Below are 15531 nucleotides of genomic sequence, written 5' to 3'. Positions count from 1 at the left end.
CAACTTTTGCAATACACACTTACAATGTTTGCATAAAAGTTTGTATTAAGTTATAACATCTCAACATAAAATATTACTGAGAATATTATGCATAAGTATAGAACCCATACCTGCGGGGAATTAAATAAATCTCATATCGGCCAAAAAGTTAAACTTTCAGGATGGCTGCACAGAAAACGCGATCACGGCGGTATTTATTTCATAGACTTAAGAGACCATTACGGAATAACTCAAGTGGTTTCATCCGATCAGGATCAGGATTTAATCAGAATAAGTAAAGAAAAATACGAGGAACTCACCTCACTAAGTTTTGAAAGTGTCTTAACTGTAACCGGCGTTGTGGTCGGAAGATCGGCAGAGACTATGAATAATGAGCTTTCCACCGGTGAAATTGAAGTTATAATTGAAGATTTCACCAGTGAATCGATTGCTGAGATGCTTCCGCTTAATGTAAATAGCGAGCTCCCATTCCCGGAAGATTTAAGGCTTAAATATAGATTTTTGGATTTAAGAAAGGAAAAATTGCATAAAAATATTATGCTCAGAAATAATGTTGTTGCACATTTACGTAAAAAAATGACTGAGCAAGGATTTATAGAATTTCAGACTCCGATCCTAACTGCAAGCTCACCTGAAGGCGCCAGAGACTTTTTAGTGCCGAGCAGACTCCATCCAGGTAAATTTTATGCGCTCCCCCAAGCACCACAACAGTTCAAGCAATTACTTATGATTTCAGGATTCGATAAATATTTCCAAATCGCTCCTTGCTTTAGGGATGAAGATGCAAGAGCCGATCGTTCGGGAGGCGAGTTTTATCAGCTTGATATCGAAATGTCATTCGTTACCCAGGAAGATGTATTTAATACCATTGAACCGGTGCTTTACAGCACATTTAAAAAATTTTCAGAATTTGAGGTTACCCCCGCTCCGTTCCCAAGGATTACCTATCATGACTCAATGCTTAAATACGGTAGTGATAAACCTGATCTAAGAATCAATATCGAAATTGTAGATGCTACTTCCGTATTTACCGATTCGGAATTTACTATATTTAGAGAGGGAATTAAAAAAGGCTCACTTGTTCGTGCTATACCTGCACCGAAGACTTCCGAACAGCCGAGAAGCTTTTTCGATAAAATGATATCATTTGCACAAACCGAACTGGGAGCTACAGGCCTAGGTTATATAACTTTTGCTCAAGACGGCAGCGCTAAAGGCCCGATTGCAAAATTCTTGGATCAGGATAGGTTAGCTTCTCTAAAAGATATTGCAAAACTTGAAAACGGGGATTCGGTATTCTTTGCTTGTGAAGAAGCCTCTACTGCCGCAAAAATAGCAGGTAGGGTAAGAACAAAGCTTGGCGAAGAACTAAACATAATTGAAAAAAATATTTATAAATTCTGTTGGGTTACAGATTTCCCGTTTTATGAATGGAATGAAGATGAGAAAAAAATTGATTTTACTCATAACCCGTTTTCCATGCCGCAAGGTGGTTTAGAAGCATTAAATGCAGCTGATACTACTGAAAAGAAACTGGCAATTAAAGCTTTCCAATATGATATAGTATGTAACGGTATCGAACTTTCAAGCGGAGGAATCAGAAATCATAAAACTGACCTCATGTATAAAGCTTTTGAAATTGCAGGCTATTCGAAAGAAGAGGTTGATAACAAATTCGGCGGTATGATCAAGGCGTTTAAATACGGTGCTCCTCCTCACGGTGGTTTAGCTCCCGGAGTTGATAGGATTGTAATGCTTCTTGCTAATGAACCTAATATTAGAGAAGTTATCGCCTTCCCGTTAAATCAAAGCGCTCAGGATTTATTGATGAACGCACCTAATACGGTAAGTGAAAGGCAACTGAAAGAGCTGCATATTATGCTTTCTCCAAAGCTTAAAGTAAGCGAAAGCAAATAAGATTTTAAAAAAATAAGTTTAAGTAGAAGGCTCCTAAAAGTATAATTTTCGGGAGCTTTTTTATTATTAATCACTTGTGATAGGGATGGCCGTTAACTATTGAATAAGCTCTATAAAGCTGCTCTACCAGCATTAATCTTACCAGCTTATGAGGGAAGGTCATTTTACCGAATGCAATCAGTGTATTAGCTTTTTGCTTTACCTCTTCACTTAAACCGAAAGCACCACCGATCAGAAAATAAATGTTTTTATAAATACTCTGATTTTTAACTAAGGCCGAGGAAAATTCATGACTTGTATACTGCTTACCCTTCTCATCCAAAACATAAATAAAAGTATTATCAGGAATATTGCTAATTAGCCATTTTCCTTCTTGTAGCTTTTGTTCATTTTCACTTAAATTTTTATTTAGCTCATACTCTTGAATAGAAATCTGCCACCTGGTTCTCATTAAGTATTCTTGGGTCAGCTGTTTAATTTCTTGAGATTTCTCTTTTCCTAAGGCTTTAATTACTATTTCCATTGCCTTACACAATCAATTCGCTTATTAACCTATTTAAAACCAACCTTCCCTTTTCAGTTGCACGCACTAAATTCTCCCCCTCATCTAAGTACCCGTCCTCTAAAAGCTGCTTATATTTTCTCTTATTAAATAACAGCTTTTTATCTACCCCCTTACTTAACCTTAACCCCATAATTATTTTTTCCTCATTTTGCTCATCCTCTGATAGCTCTTCTTTATGCTGTAGAGCATTACCTCTTTCTTCAATTTGCTTAAGCCATTTTTCCGGCAAATGAGTATTAACGGTTGCATACTTTATGCTATTAAAAGTATATCGCCCGTGTGCCCCAGCCCCGATACCCAAATAATCACCGTACTCCCAGTAAGTCATATTATGTATTGATTCCTCTCCCGCTGCCGCATGATTAGATATTTCATATTGCGGCATACCGTACTTACTTAAAATATTTTGAGTAATATAGTAGAAATCTGCAGCTATATTCTGATTCGGCATAGTAAATTTCTTCTTTTTATAATCTCCGTAAAACTGGGTACCTTTTTCTATAGTTAATTGATAAACTGACATATGCTTATTAGTATATTTTATTGCAACGCTAAGTTCCTCTTCCCAACTTTTCAAACTTTGCTCGGGAAGCGCATAAATTAAGTCGAAACTGTACCGGGAAAAATACTTTGCAGCATAGAAAATTGCTTCTCTTGCTTCATCAGCCGAGTGTTCTCTGCCTAAAAACTTTAAATATTTTTGATTAAAGCTTTGTATTCCGATTGATACCCTATTTACTCCTGCTCTTGAGTAATCATAAAATTTTTTAGCTTCCGAAGAAGTAGGGTTAGCCTCTAAAGTTACCTCTATTTGAGGAGCAAGTGTTGAGTATTTTGAAATTTTATTAATCACTTTTTCAAAAAATACGGGCGGAGCCAGTGAAGGAGTCCCCCCGCCGAAGAAAATACTTTTTATAATTTTGCCGTTCAGCACATGTTGATAACTATCAAGTTCAATTAAGTAGGCATCAATAAATTGATTCAAATCAACTGCGTTTCTTACATGACTATTAAAATCACAGTAAGGGCACTTTGACTTACAAAACGGCCAATGGACGTATATGGAAAGGAAATCGGACAAAATAGATTCTTTATTTAATAAAAATAATTGAAAATAAGATGAGTAATCACTATCATATACTTCTAAAAATAGCAATAAATACTTATGTTCTCTTCCCTTAGTAATAATTTAACTAAAATCTTTGATAAACTTAAACGCAAGGGTTTACTTAATGAATCCGATGTCAGCGAGGCAATGCGTGAAATTAGGATTGCTTTACTCGAAGCGGATGTTGCACTTCCGGCAGTTAAGGAATTTATTGATAAAGTAAAAGCTAAAGCAGTAGGTAGTGAAATAGTTAAAAGCATTTCACCCGCACAGATGGTAATAAAAATTGTAAACGATGAGTTGACCGAGATTTTAGGCAGTGACCATCAGGCTTTAAATCTTGCGGCTACACCTCCGGTTGTCATCATGCTGGTCGGCTTGCAAGGTTCCGGTAAAACCACCTCTGCTGCAAAACTTGCTTTATTACTTAGAAAGAAACATAAGAAGAAAGTTTTACTTGCTTCACTTGACGTTTATCGCCCCGCAGCCCAAGCTCAACTTGAAGTACTGGGCAAACAAATTGATATCACCACCCTTCCGATAGTGGCAAACGAAATGCCTGAGAAGATATCTAAACGAGCTTTAGAAGAGGCTAAAACCAACGGATTTGATATTCTGATATTAGATACGGCCGGAAGGTTACATACCGACCCTGAACTGATGGAAGAGTTGAACAAAGTTAAAGACCTGACAAGCCCGGTTGAAACTATCTTAGTAGTCGATTCCTTAACTGGTCAGGATGCAGTTAATATTGGCAAGGAATTTAATACAAAAGTAGGGATTACCGGAGTCATCCTAACTCGGGTAGATGGGGATGCCAGAGGCGGAGCAACCTTAAGCATGAGATGTGTAACCAAGCAACCTATTAAGTTCATAGGGATCGGCGAAAAATTAAGTGATTTAGAAGAATTTCACCCGCAAAGAGCAGCTTCCAAAATTTTAGGAATGGGTGATATAGTTTCACTTGTTGAAAAAGCTGCAGAAATGGTAAGTGAAGAAGAAGCAAAAACTTTAGCAAAGAGAGTACAAAAAGGCCAATTTGATTTAAATGATATGCTTGCCCAGTTTAAAAACTTAAAGAAAATGGGAGGTATCGGTTCAATGCTTTCTATGATTCCGGGACTCGGCAAATTAAAAAACCAAATAGGTAGCATGGCAATCGATGATAAAATGTTTACTAAGCAGGAAGCAATTATTAATTCAATGAGCAGAGCGGAAAGAAGTGACCCGAAAATTATAAATGCTTCCAGAAAAGTTAGGATTGCAAACGGCTCGGGAACTAAAGTACAGGATATTAACCGCTTACTCAAACAACACTTGGAAATGAGTAATATGGTTAAGAAAGTCGGTAAAATGGATCACAAACAGCTTGCAAAATTAGGTAAAATGATGAATGTCTAAAGAAAAAAAGCCTCCTAAAAAAGATGTTAAGAAGCTTTCTGAAGCTTTAAGACAAAATTTATTAAGAAGAAAAGCACAAAAAAAACAAAAGGAAGTAAAACAAAATGCAAATTAGAAATATATTATTGATAGCGACTGTTTGTTTATTATCTGCTTGCGCCAAGCATGAACATTTTCATGGTTATAGCTTTGATGAAAAGGAAATCAGCTCATTAAAAATCGGTCAAACTAATGAAGAAGAAACCAGAGAATTACTTGGCTCTCCAACCACTACTTCGGATTTCGGGGATAAAACTTATTACTATATATCCATGCAGCAACAAAGTGAGGCATTCTTTCATCCTCACACGGTAGCACAAGATGTGCTTGAGATTACATTTAACCGACAAAAAGTTATTAAGAATATTAAAAGCTACACTCTAAATGAGGCACGCAATATTAATTACGCCAGCGGTACAACTGAGCTTAAAGGTAATACCATGACTCCTCTTGAGCAAATATTCAGTAATGTAGGTAAATTTAATAAACCTAAAAGCCCGAAACAGTTTTAGTTAATGCGAATTGCAATTATAGGCGGGACTACTCTTCTTAAATGTGCTTTAGAGCAAGTCCCTTCTCTAAAATCCTTTAATATAGAGTTTTTTGAAGAATCCGGTATTATTTCCGGCCATCCAGATCTATGTATTTTTAATGAGGTTATACCTCAAACGGTTAAGGATAATCAAATTGTTATTAGTGCAAAATTTAAAGCGGATTTAAGCAAACCTTTCAAGCTTATATCTTTAGTTGAACTTATTATAGATAAACTTAACCAAAAAATTTATGCCATAAATAAAGTTAAATTTTTTCCTAGCAAAAGAACGCTCGAATTAGAAGGAAATATAATAATTTTAACTGAGAAAGAAGCAAAATTAATTTTATACCTGGTTAATAATTACCCAAGAGGAATACCAAAATCAGAGTTATTAAAAGAAATTTGGGAATATTCTACGGGAACCGAAACCTCAACGGTTGAGGTGCATCTTTCACGTTTAAAACAAAAATTGATTGAAAGCAGCTTCCCTGACTTTTTAACTTATAAAAATAAATTTTTGTATATTGAAATTTAATTATAAGCTGCAACGCTTGAGATTTGTAATTTTTGTTCTATACTGGCTTCTAATACATAACTAATAAATTTTTGAGGCACTAAAAAATGGCAGTTCTAGTTCGTAAAGAAGCTCCTAATTTTACTGCTCAAGCAGTATTTCCCGATAACTCTATAAAAGAACTTAATTTAAAGGAATATCTTAAAGGCAAGTATGGTGTAATATTCTTCTATCCGCTTGATTTCACCTTTGTTTGTCCTTCGGAAATTCTTGCATTCAGCAGCAAATCGGAAGAATTTGAAAAAAGAGATGCTAAAGTAATCGGAATCAGTATTGACTCACAATTTACTCACCTTGCCTATAGAAACACTCCAACTGATAAGGGCGGGATCGGACAAGTTACATTTCCGCTGGTTTCCGATCTCACTCATAAAATTGCAGCCGATTATGATGTTCTTAGTGACGCAGGTGTAGCTTTAAGAGGAACTTTCTTAATTGATAAGCAAGGCATTGTTCGCCATCAAATTATTAATGATCTTCCATTGGGTAGAAATATAGAGGAAGCAATCAGAATGGTTGACGCTCTTCAATATTCCGAAAAACACGGCGAAGTTTGCCCGGCTAACTGGAAACAAGGAAAAGAAGCTATGAAGCCAACTCAGGAAGGCGTTGCAGCTTATTTAAAAAGCAATGCAGGAAAGATTTAATTAATGGAAACATTACATACAAAAGTATTAATTATCGGTTCCGGCCCCGCCGGTTATACAGCAGCAATATATGCGGCACGCTCTTCGCTTGACCCTGTATTGGTCAGTGGATTTCAGCCGGGTGGTCAGCTTACTATTACAACCGATGTGGAAAACTATCCCGGTTTCGCAAATACCATTCAAGGTCCATGGTTGGTTGAGCAAATGGAACTGCAGGCAAAGCATGTCGGCACCAATATAATCAATGATCATATTAATCAAATCGACCTGAGTTCAAAACCTTTCAAAGCAGTTGGTGATACAGGTAGAGTTTATACCGCTGATACGGTTATTATTTCTACCGGTGCTCAAGCCAGGTGGCTAGGATTATCTAGTGAAAAGAAATTTCAAGGGTTCGGAGTTTCGGGGTGCGCTACATGTGACGGTTTCTTTTACAGAAACAAAGAAGTGGTTGTAGTGGGCGGTGGTAATACGGCAGTTGAAGAAGCTTTATACCTTACTAATCATGCAACAAAAGTTACGCTTATTCATAGAAGAAATGAGTTGAGAGCTGAAAAAATAATGCAAAGCAGGTTATTTTCTCACCCCAAGATTTCTGTGATTTGGGACAGCATAGTTGATGAGGTTTTAGGTACCGATGAGCCGTTAGGTGTAACGGGGATTAGAATAAAAAATGTTAAAACTAATGAGCTAAGTGAATTTAAAGTTGATGGAGTATTTATAGCAATCGGACACGTACCAAACACCTCAATGTTTAAAGACCACTTAGAAATTGATAGTGAAGGTTATATACTAACCGCTCCTGATAGCACTACGACTAATATACCCGGAGTGTTTGCCGCAGGCGACGTGCAGGATAAAATTTACAGACAAGCCGTAACTGCTGCGGGAACCGGATGCATGGCTGCATTAGAAGCAAATAAATATTTAAACGAACAGGGGCTTTAATATGAGCTATCACAATTTAGAAGAGAAAAAAGACCTTGCTTCTAAATGGTTTAAATCTTTGCGAGATGAAATTTGTTTAGCTTTCGAACAAATTGAAAGTGAATTTGGTAGTAGTAGTGCTGAATTTGAAAGAAAGCAATGGGATAGAAACGGTGGTGGCGGCGGAGTTATATCCGTAATGAAAGGTGATATTTTTGAAAAAGTAGGGGTTAATATTTCTACTGTTTACGGGGAGTTTCCGGAAAAGTTTGCTAAAGAAATTCCCGGGGCTGAAAGCAACCCCGGCTTTTGGGCTAGCGGCATTTCATTAGTTGCACATATGAAATCTCCTTTAATACCCGCTGTTCACATGAATACTCGAATGGTTGTAACCACTAAGGCTTGGTTCGGTGGCGGAGCTGATCTTACTCCTACTTTTCCTGATAGTAAACAAACTGAATCTTTTCATTTAGAGCTTAAGAAAGCTTGTGATAAATTCGATAGTGACTACTACCCGAAATTCAAGAAAGAATGTGATGAGTATTTTCATATAAAACATAGGAAGGAGACGCGAGGTGTCGGCGGCATATTTTTCGATTATTTAAATACCGGTGACTGGGACAATGATTTTAACTTTACAAAAGAAGTCGGGAAAGCTTTTATAAATGCATATATGCCGATTGTTAGACAAAATGCATTAAGAGAATGGACAGCCGCACAGAAAGAAGAGCAATTAATAAAACGCGGTAGATATGTTGAATTTAATTTAATTTATGATCGAGGCACTAAGTTCGGCCTCATGACTGACGGAAATATAGAAGCAATTTTAATGTCATTACCACCGGAAGTAAAATGGGTTTAAATATGGAACTGGAATTTTCTGACGACGAATTAAGACCTTTTGAGTCCCTTGAAGGTAAACTTTTAGTAGCTTCAAAAAGCTTGGACGGAAGTTGCTTTGAAAGATCGCTTATTTACATATGCGCTCATGATGATAAGGGTGCACTTGGAATAATTATTAATAATAAGATCGGTAATTTTTATATTAAGGATTATGTAGGTAACGCTTATGTGAAACCTGCGCTTAAAAATAAAAAAGTCTCTATTATGTTCGGGGGACCAATTGACCAAGATAGGTTAATAATCTTAAGCATTACAAAAGAACAGGAAAAAAACTTTGAATATTTTCCTGCTGTTACAATATACACTGAATGTAAACAATTCCTGCAAGACTACGCCTCAGGCAATAATAAAGATAAATTTTTATTAGCTAAAGGTTTTGCTGCCTGGGAACCTAATCAGCTTGAACAGGAAATCGAAGAAAATTCCTGGCTAATTGCACCCGCAAATTTAGACATCTTATTTTCCCAAAAAGTTAAAAATAAATGGTCGAAAATGGTTGAATCACTCGGGGTACGAAGCTTCCTGCAACTGGTTAATTATACAGGCAATGCTTAATTTAAAATAACTTTAAAAGCTAAATTTACAAAATTATTTTACCCGACGAATATTGAAAGAGTAAAGAACGGAAACATTGGTGGTAAGCAAAGGTACAAAGGTAAGAGTTGCGGTAAAAATTACAGAGAAGGAGACTTGAGGGAAAGATATACTAATGAGCAGCGCTTAAGAGTTAAGTGGTATTTAGAGGGTGCAAGAATCATGTCGATAGAAAGAATAGAAGGAGTACCTAACCCGCTCTGATAATAAAATGGATACACAAATTCTCTAAGATACTGAGGAGCCGCTTGAATGAGGTTAAAATACCACAAGATGCTAGAGAGATACAAATAATTGAGTTAGATGAATTATTTTCCTATTGCCAAAAATCTATGTATGGCTTGCTGTTAATAGCTTCAGAAATAAAGTTATTGACTTTGAAGTAACCGAGTCGAGGGATTTTTCTACATATTTACCTTTAGCCTTGAGATTAGATTTGGCATATAAAATTGAAACGTCTTGTAGTGATTATTATCATGTTTACGGTAAGTATAATATATCTCAAAAGCACTATATGACTAAAGCTGAGACCATCTTTAGTTGAATCATTTAATTCGCTGATAGGCACTATCTAGCTAAGTTTAATCGGAAAACTAAGCGATATAGTAAGGCTCTTGATATGGTTGCCAACTCTATCTTTATGCTTTTCAACAAAGACTTACTGCTATCTATACTTGGTTAGGAATACCCAAAAAACTTCATAAGCAATAAAGACAATAAGAGTGTTTTTCAATTTACTAAAAAGATAAAAACTTAAAAGCCCTATCTTTCATTCTTGCTTCAGCCTTTTTTAGTTTAATTCTCAGCCCTATACTAATTATCAATAATTTTTGCATATTAGCCTATTGATATTAGGTAGTATTCAGTACTTTTACAAAGTACAAATAAATCAAATGGCATATAGAACGGTATAGATAAATTTATTTCTGTTCCCCGGAATACATGAAGATATCTCCTTAAATTTTTAATTTTATATAATCCTTGTTCTTAGCTTAAAAAAGCCTAGTTATTGTGTAGTAATATTACTATTTATTAAAAAAGAAGTAGCCTGGATTTATATAACTAAATTCCAAGCTACTTAAATGTATTTTAATATTTATGCTTCAATCGGTTTATCATCAATCTTACCTTTATGGTTAGTTGAAGGTACTGATGAGCTTTTCTGAGGTTTAGAACCTGAATCATTTTTAGAATCGGTTGAATCATTAATTTTAATATCTTTACCTGCAATAAGATCCTTAATTTCTTCACCGGTCAGAGTTTCATATTCTAACAGTTTTGCTGCAAGCAGGTGAAGCTGATCAAGATGCTTAGTTAAAATATGATGAGCCTGATTATAACATTCGGTTATAATTCTCTTAATCTCAGCATCAATCTTACAAGCCAACTCATTGGAAATATGGGTTTGATGGCCTAAAGATTGTCCTAAAAACACCTCATCACGGTCATCCCCAACTAACACCGGGCCGATTTCATCACTTAAGCCCCATTGAGTAACCATTTTACGTGCAATTGAAGTAGCACTCTTAATATCACTTGAAGCACCGCTGGTAATTTTATCTTTACCGAATATTATCTCCTCGGCAACTCTTCCGCCCATAGAAACAACAATATCAGCAAGCAGCTTTTCTCTTGTCGCTGAAAATCTGTCTTCTTCGGGAAGGCGCATTACTAAGCCTAAAGCTCTGCCTCTTGGAATAATAGTTGCTTTATGAATTGGATCGGAAGCTTCACTGTAAACGGTAACGAGTGCATGTCCGCCTTCATGATAGGCGGTTAACTTTCTTTCTTCCTCTCTCATCACGATGGATTTTCTCTCAACACCCATCATAACTTTATCTCTTGCTTCTTCAAATTCATGCATGGTAACTACGTTCATATTTTTTCGTGCTGCAAGAATTGCCGCTTCGTTTACAATATTTGCCAAATCCGCGCCTGCAAACCCTGGCGTACCGCGAGCAATTGTTCTAATATTAACGTCAGGTGCTGCCGGTACTTTTTTAATGTGCACCTTTATAATTTGTTCCCTACCGTTTATATCAGGAACTGGAACAGTAATTTGTCTATCGAATCTACCCGGTCTAAGCAGTGCCGGATCAAGTACATCCGGGCGGTTGGTTGCCGCAATAACTATTACTCCTTCATTTTCTTTAAAACCGTCCATTTCTACCAGCAACTGATTAAGAGTCTGTTCTCTTTCATCATTGCCGCCTCCAAGACCAGCTCCTCTTTGGCGCCCCATCGCATCAATCTCGTCAATAAATACTATGCAGGGCGCATGTTGGTGAGCCTGCTTAAACATATCTCTAACTCGGCTCGCTCCAACCCCGACAAACATTTCAACAAAATCAGACCCTGAAATACTAAAAAACGGTACCCCCGCTTCTCCGGCTATTGCTTTGGCAAGCAAAGTTTTACCGGTTCCGGGTGAACCGATTAATAAACAACCCTTAGGAATCTTTCCGCCCAACCTTTGGAACTTTGCAGGAAACTTTAAAAATTCTACTATCTCTTGTAATTCTTCTTTAGCCTCATCCACTCCTGCAACTTCCGCAAAAGTAACTTTATTTTTTGAATCCATCATAAGCTTTGCTTTCGATTTACCGAAGCCCATTGCCTTACCTGTACCGCTTTGCATATTGCGCATAAAGTAAATCCATACTCCCAGCAAAAGTAGAACCGGGAACCATGATAGCAATATTCCGAATAAGCTATTAATTGAAGATTCGGTCGGAACCACGTCAATTTTAATATTTCTTGCAGTTAATTCATCAATAACTCGGGGATAATATATTGGCACCAGCGTATTAAAAACCTTACCGTCACTCAGCTTTCCTTCAATAGAGCTTCCTCGTATCGTAACTTCGGCAACATTGCCGCTCTTTACATTATTCAGAAAATCGGAAAAAGGAATCTTTGTAGAAGAAAAGGCAAATTCACCTATTAATTCATACACAAATACCGTTAGCAAAATAATTGCTGCCCAAGCAGCGAAGTTTTTTCCTGTATTTCCCTTCATAAATTTATTCATCTGTTAATCCAATTTAATTATCTAAGTATATTTGATTTATTAATATATCAAAATGTGTTTTGGCTGACCAGCATAACAAATTTATGAAGCATTAATAAATAAGAGTCTTTTAAATAGAATATAGGGTAAGTTAGTTGGATTTCAAGTCTGCTCTTAAATTTTACCTTAAAATATTATCTCCGTGTTAAATACCTATATGCATATTCATAATTGTTATATAAATAAAAGGATGAAAATAAATAATTTATGAGTATAGTATTCTATGAAAGATAGCCGGATGGCTGCTGAAATTTAAAAATTTTCAGAGGAAAGTCCGGGCTTTATGGAACAATGATCCCGGGTAACGCCCGGAGAGGGTGACCTCATGGAAAGTGCCACAGAAAATATACCGCCGGTAATTTTTTATCGGTAAGGGTGAAATGGTGGGGTAAGAGCTCACCGGGCTTTTAGTAATAAAAGTTGCATGGCAAACCCGATCAAAAGCAAGACCATATAGGTGCGATTATAAGTATGTTCCACTTTTTTGCACGGGTAGGTCGCATGAGCTGAATGGTAACATTCAACCAAGATGAATAGCCATCAAAAAGGATTTTATCCTTTTTACAGAACCCGGCTTACAGGCTATCTTTCAATATTCGCAATTTAATACCTAGAAAATAAATTATACATACTTTAATAAACTTAATCTTGCTATTATTTAAAATATTATTAAAGTAGGTAAAAATATAATATTTAGCGGGTGTAAAGTATAAATGGAGTCAAATTTAGAAAATACAATACCTTTAGAAAATGACGGATGGGAAACCCTTATCGGATTAAATACTTCTGCTTCAAATTTTTTAACAAATTATTATGCAATAGGCATGTTACATGATGTTTGCAGCCAGCTAGTAGGAGCAAATCCGAGACATAACTATAAAACCCAGGCTTTTGTATTAAAAAAGGATGAAAAAAAAATTACTACTGCTGAGTTTGCTGAGAAATTATACGATTGTTTTAATCTAGAACATGATAAAGAGTACGAAAATTTAGTTAAGAGCGCAACAATCAATACAGATAATAAAGCAGATGAACAAATAGATATTCTTAATTATTTATCTATTTTTTTTGGCTTTCAACATGCAAATAAAATTATAAATCCGGATCCAAAAGATGACATTATAGATGCTTTATTTCTTTTTGGTAATATTAAGGATAAATTGAAATTAATATGCAAAACCAATGAAAAAGAGCTATTGGGAATAAATTCAAACTATTGTCTTTCTGTACAAACTGGAGATATCATGCTTGAGCTAAATACGGTACTTAGAAGTATGCCCCAAAATATCGAATCAAATACTATAAATAATTATAATTTAATTATAGAATTAATAACCAAGTTATATTCTGTTTTATATGATTGGGCTACATCCTTAAATGTCGAAATTCCCGAGATTTGTAACAATACATTTTATGTAGATGCTGAAGAATCATTCCTTACAAAAAACGCTGATGAAGAGTCTACCAAGTTAATATTTGAAAGCAAAATTAATGAGATTCAAAAATGCAATACGGAAATGTTGTTATCAATTGTTATTAATCCTGAAAACATTCATTATCCCTTTGCTAATCGCGACTGCAGTATAATATTTAATAATCTTAGCTTTGAAAGCGAAGGTTCAATGTTTCTTCCTGAAGAACTGTAATTATTACACACGTATATCTGAAAATAAACCCGACAAATAAAAAAAGCGCCCCTCTGCCTCCCCTCTAGAGGGGTAGCGCTCATAACAATTATTAAATGATTATACTGTTTTTATATAACCAAGAGGCTAAAAATATTTGTTACCAAATCTATAGCTTAATTTATTATATACTTTCGGAAGTCAGTTATTCCTCACTTTCATCTTCAACAGGAAGTGACATTTTTATATTCAGAGATTTAATTTTTCTATGAAGCGCTGTTCTATCCATCCCGATAAAATCCGCAGTTTTAGATATATTCCACGAGAACCTGTTCAGCTGCGCATATAGATACTCTTTCTCAAACAGCTCTCGCGCTTTCTTAAGCTCTTTAGAAAGAATATCACTGTTAACGGGATTTAAGTTTTTATGCTTACCATTTACCGCCTGCACAACTTCTTGAGGCAATATATCAGCTGTAATCTCTTTTACATTGTCAGGAGTCATGATATAGAGCCACTCTACAACATTACTTAACTGCCTTAAATTCCCCGGCCAATCATATGCACTCATAAGAGTAAGTGCTTCTTGGGTAAGAGTTTTATAGGGAACTCCTAAGCTTTGTGAAAAGCTTTTTAGGAAATGTTCCGCAATATGTTTAATATCTTCTTTACGTTCAGTAAGAGGAGGAACCTTAAGAGGCACAACATTCAATCTATAATATAAACTTTGATTAAATTTTCCGGATGATATCTCTTCTTCTAAATTTTTGCTTGAAGCAGCTATAATCCTTACATCAGGCTTAAGATCTTTACTGCCTCCTATTTTTTGAAAAGTTTGAGTTTGTAAAAATTTGAGTAACTTACCTTGGGTAGCAACCGGCATTTCCGATATTTCATCAATATAAAGCGTACCATGGTCGGCTTTTTCAAGTAAACCCGCTTTCTTCATATTTTTATTTTCCGTACCGAATAACTCAACTTCGAGCTGTTCTTCGGAAAGATTTGAAGCATGCAAAATACAAAAAGGTTTCTTAGCTCTTTTTGAACTATCATGAATAAGACGCGCTAAAACTTCTTTCCCGCTTCCCGGCTCACCCGTAATTATAATTCTGCTGTTTGACGGCGCTGCCATTAATGCCGCGGTCTTCAGCTGCTGAATTGCTTTAGAAGTTCCGATTAGTTCCCCGACAAGTTTTTCCTGGGATTTTAAAACTTTATTTTCTTGAGCTAGTCGTGAAGCTTCAATTGCTCTATTTACCATTATAATTAATTTTTCAGCCTTAAACGGCTTTTCGATAAAATCATAAGCCCCATGCCTAATAGTTTGCACTGCGGTTTCAATATTGCCATGACCGCTAATCATAATTACAGGGATAGTAGGATGATTACTTTTAATATATTTTAATATGCCGATCCCATCCATTTCACTTCCTTCAAGCCAAATATCAAGGACAACCGCCGACGGGAGCTCATTATTTTCAAAACATTGAATAGTTTCACTTGCTGAAGATGCACAAAGCGGATGATATCCTTCATCTTTTAAAATATCAGCAACTAACTCTCTAATATCCGCTTCATCATCAACAATTAAGATATGAGCCACAAATTTCTCTTAGTCAATTATTA

At 35.8% G+C, this 15531-nt stretch carries 15 protein-coding genes and 1 other RNA gene; 12 read left to right on the top strand and 4 right to left on the bottom strand.

The genetic code is table 11. The features are described 5' to 3' along the window. Positions 1 to 87: 87 nt before the first annotated feature. Positions 88 to 1917, top strand: coding sequence for an aspartate--tRNA ligase (gene aspS, locus NF27_RS01870; protein WP_039455187.1), 1830 nt, complete (start codon positions 88 to 90; stop codon positions 1915 to 1917). A gap of 70 nt (positions 1918 to 1987) precedes the next feature. On the opposite strand, the gene NF27_RS01865 is transcribed toward aspS, so the two are convergent. Together NF27_RS01865 and hemW are read right to left on the bottom strand one after the other, a co-directional pair. Then, complete coding sequence (locus tag NF27_RS01865; RefSeq protein WP_039455337.1) at positions 1988 to 2440, bottom strand: 23S rRNA (pseudouridine(1915)-N(3))-methyltransferase RlmH; 453 nt, start codon at positions 2438 to 2440, stop codon at positions 1988 to 1990. Between the two features lie 4 nt (positions 2441 to 2444). Then, positions 2445 to 3563: a radical SAM family heme chaperone HemW gene (gene hemW, locus NF27_RS01860; RefSeq protein ID WP_161791765.1), complete on the bottom strand. Its 1119-nt coding sequence runs from the start codon at positions 3561 to 3563 to the stop codon at positions 2445 to 2447. An 84-nt stretch (positions 3564 to 3647) separates the two neighbouring features. Between hemW and ffh the strand changes: the two genes are divergently transcribed. The 9 genes from ffh to NF27_RS11990 all read left to right on the top strand — a co-directional run bounded on the left by ffh (position 3648) and on the right by NF27_RS11990 (position 9754). Then, entirely contained in the window at positions 3648 to 4991 is a 1344-nt protein-coding gene (ffh, locus tag NF27_RS01855; protein WP_039455185.1) for a signal recognition particle protein, read from the top strand. Next, positions 4984 to 5106: a hypothetical protein gene (locus NF27_RS13130; RefSeq protein WP_267880531.1), complete on the top strand. Its 123-nt coding sequence runs from the start codon at positions 4984 to 4986 to the stop codon at positions 5104 to 5106. Before ffh ends, NF27_RS13130 begins: the two co-directional genes overlap by 8 nt. Then, positions 5096 to 5542: an outer membrane protein assembly factor BamE gene (locus tag NF27_RS01850; RefSeq protein WP_039455183.1), complete on the top strand. Its 447-nt coding sequence runs from the start codon at positions 5096 to 5098 to the stop codon at positions 5540 to 5542. Before NF27_RS13130 ends, NF27_RS01850 begins: the two co-directional genes overlap by 11 nt. Positions 5543 to 5545: 3 nt before the next feature. Beyond that, positions 5546 to 6100 (top strand): response regulator transcription factor, encoded by a 555-nt coding sequence (locus tag NF27_RS01845; protein ID WP_039455182.1) that lies wholly within the window; start codon positions 5546 to 5548, stop codon positions 6098 to 6100. Between the two features lie 86 nt (positions 6101 to 6186). Next, positions 6187 to 6786, top strand: coding sequence for a peroxiredoxin (locus NF27_RS01840; RefSeq protein WP_039455181.1), 600 nt, complete (start codon positions 6187 to 6189; stop codon positions 6784 to 6786). Positions 6787 to 6789: 3 nt separating this feature from the next. Beyond that, a complete protein-coding gene (gene trxB / locus NF27_RS01835; protein ID WP_039455180.1) occupies positions 6790 to 7734 on the top strand; it encodes a thioredoxin-disulfide reductase in 945 nt (314 codons plus the stop codon). 1 nt (position 7735) lies between these two features. Next, entirely contained in the window at positions 7736 to 8575 is an 840-nt protein-coding gene (gene hemF, locus NF27_RS01830; protein ID WP_039455179.1) for an oxygen-dependent coproporphyrinogen oxidase, read from the top strand. After that, entirely contained in the window at positions 8566 to 9171 is a 606-nt protein-coding gene (locus NF27_RS01825) for a YqgE/AlgH family protein (RefSeq protein WP_039455178.1), read from the top strand. Before hemF ends, NF27_RS01825 begins: the two co-directional genes overlap by 10 nt. Before the next feature lie 358 nt (positions 9172 to 9529). Then, positions 9530 to 9754 carry a hypothetical protein gene (locus NF27_RS11990; protein WP_152606815.1) on the top strand — a complete coding sequence of 75 codons (225 nt, stop codon included), beginning with the start codon at positions 9530 to 9532 and terminating at the stop codon, positions 9752 to 9754. 552 nt (positions 9755 to 10306) lie between these two features. Here NF27_RS11990 and ftsH read toward each other — a convergent pair. After that, positions 10307 to 12229 carry an ATP-dependent zinc metalloprotease FtsH gene (gene ftsH / locus NF27_RS01820; protein WP_039455331.1) on the bottom strand — a complete coding sequence of 641 codons (1923 nt, stop codon included), beginning with the start codon at positions 12227 to 12229 and terminating at the stop codon, positions 10307 to 10309. 277 nt (positions 12230 to 12506) lie between these two features. On the opposite strand from ftsH, the gene rnpB reads away from it, so the two are divergent. Both rnpB and NF27_RS01815 read left to right on the top strand, forming a co-directional pair. Then, an RNA gene (gene rnpB, locus NF27_RS11035) (RNase P RNA component class A) lies at positions 12507 to 12874 on the top strand. Between the two features lie 119 nt (positions 12875 to 12993). Continuing rightward, positions 12994 to 13926, top strand: coding sequence for a hypothetical protein (locus NF27_RS01815; RefSeq protein WP_039455177.1), 933 nt, complete (start codon positions 12994 to 12996; stop codon positions 13924 to 13926). A 184-nt stretch (positions 13927 to 14110) separates the two neighbouring features. Here the strand turns inward: NF27_RS01815 and NF27_RS01810 are convergent, their stop codons facing one another. After that, entirely contained in the window at positions 14111 to 15508 is a 1398-nt protein-coding gene (locus NF27_RS01810) for a sigma-54-dependent transcriptional regulator (RefSeq protein WP_039455176.1), read from the bottom strand. Positions 15509 to 15531 lie beyond the last annotated feature (23 nt).

Source organism: Candidatus Jidaibacter acanthamoeba (genome assembly GCF_000815465.1).
Lineage (GTDB): Bacteria > Pseudomonadota > Alphaproteobacteria > Rickettsiales > Midichloriaceae > Jidaibacter > Jidaibacter acanthamoebae.
Note: the sequence above shows the minus strand (reverse complement) of the source record. Positions and strands in the feature narration are given on the sequence as shown.

What these genes read in the sequence shown, in the direction of transcription:
- aspS (WP_039455187.1), top strand. Translation starts at nt 88, where the DNA reads ATGCATAAGTATAGAACCCATACCTGCGGGGAATTAAATAAATCTCAT.
- NF27_RS01865 (WP_039455337.1), bottom strand. Translation starts at nt 2,440, where the DNA reads ATGGAAATAGTAATTAAAGCCTTAGGAAAAGAGAAATCTCAAGAAATT.
- ffh (WP_039455185.1), top strand. Translation starts at nt 3,648, where the DNA reads ATGTTCTCTTCCCTTAGTAATAATTTAACTAAAATCTTTGATAAACTT.
- NF27_RS13130 (WP_267880531.1), top strand. Translation starts at nt 4,984, where the DNA reads ATGTCTAAAGAAAAAAAGCCTCCTAAAAAAGATGTTAAGAAGCTTTCT.
- NF27_RS01850 (WP_039455183.1), top strand. Translation starts at nt 5,096, where the DNA reads ATGCAAATTAGAAATATATTATTGATAGCGACTGTTTGTTTATTATCT.
- NF27_RS01845 (WP_039455182.1), top strand. Translation starts at nt 5,546, where the DNA reads ATGCGAATTGCAATTATAGGCGGGACTACTCTTCTTAAATGTGCTTTA.
- NF27_RS01840 (WP_039455181.1), top strand. Translation starts at nt 6,187, where the DNA reads ATGGCAGTTCTAGTTCGTAAAGAAGCTCCTAATTTTACTGCTCAAGCA.
- trxB (WP_039455180.1), top strand. Translation starts at nt 6,790, where the DNA reads ATGGAAACATTACATACAAAAGTATTAATTATCGGTTCCGGCCCCGCC.
- hemF (WP_039455179.1), top strand. Translation starts at nt 7,736, where the DNA reads ATGAGCTATCACAATTTAGAAGAGAAAAAAGACCTTGCTTCTAAATGG.
- NF27_RS01825 (WP_039455178.1), top strand. Translation starts at nt 8,566, where the DNA reads ATGGGTTTAAATATGGAACTGGAATTTTCTGACGACGAATTAAGACCT.
- ftsH (WP_039455331.1), bottom strand. Translation starts at nt 12,229, where the DNA reads ATGAAGGGAAATACAGGAAAAAACTTCGCTGCTTGGGCAGCAATTATT.
- NF27_RS01815 (WP_039455177.1), top strand. Translation starts at nt 12,994, where the DNA reads ATGGAGTCAAATTTAGAAAATACAATACCTTTAGAAAATGACGGATGG.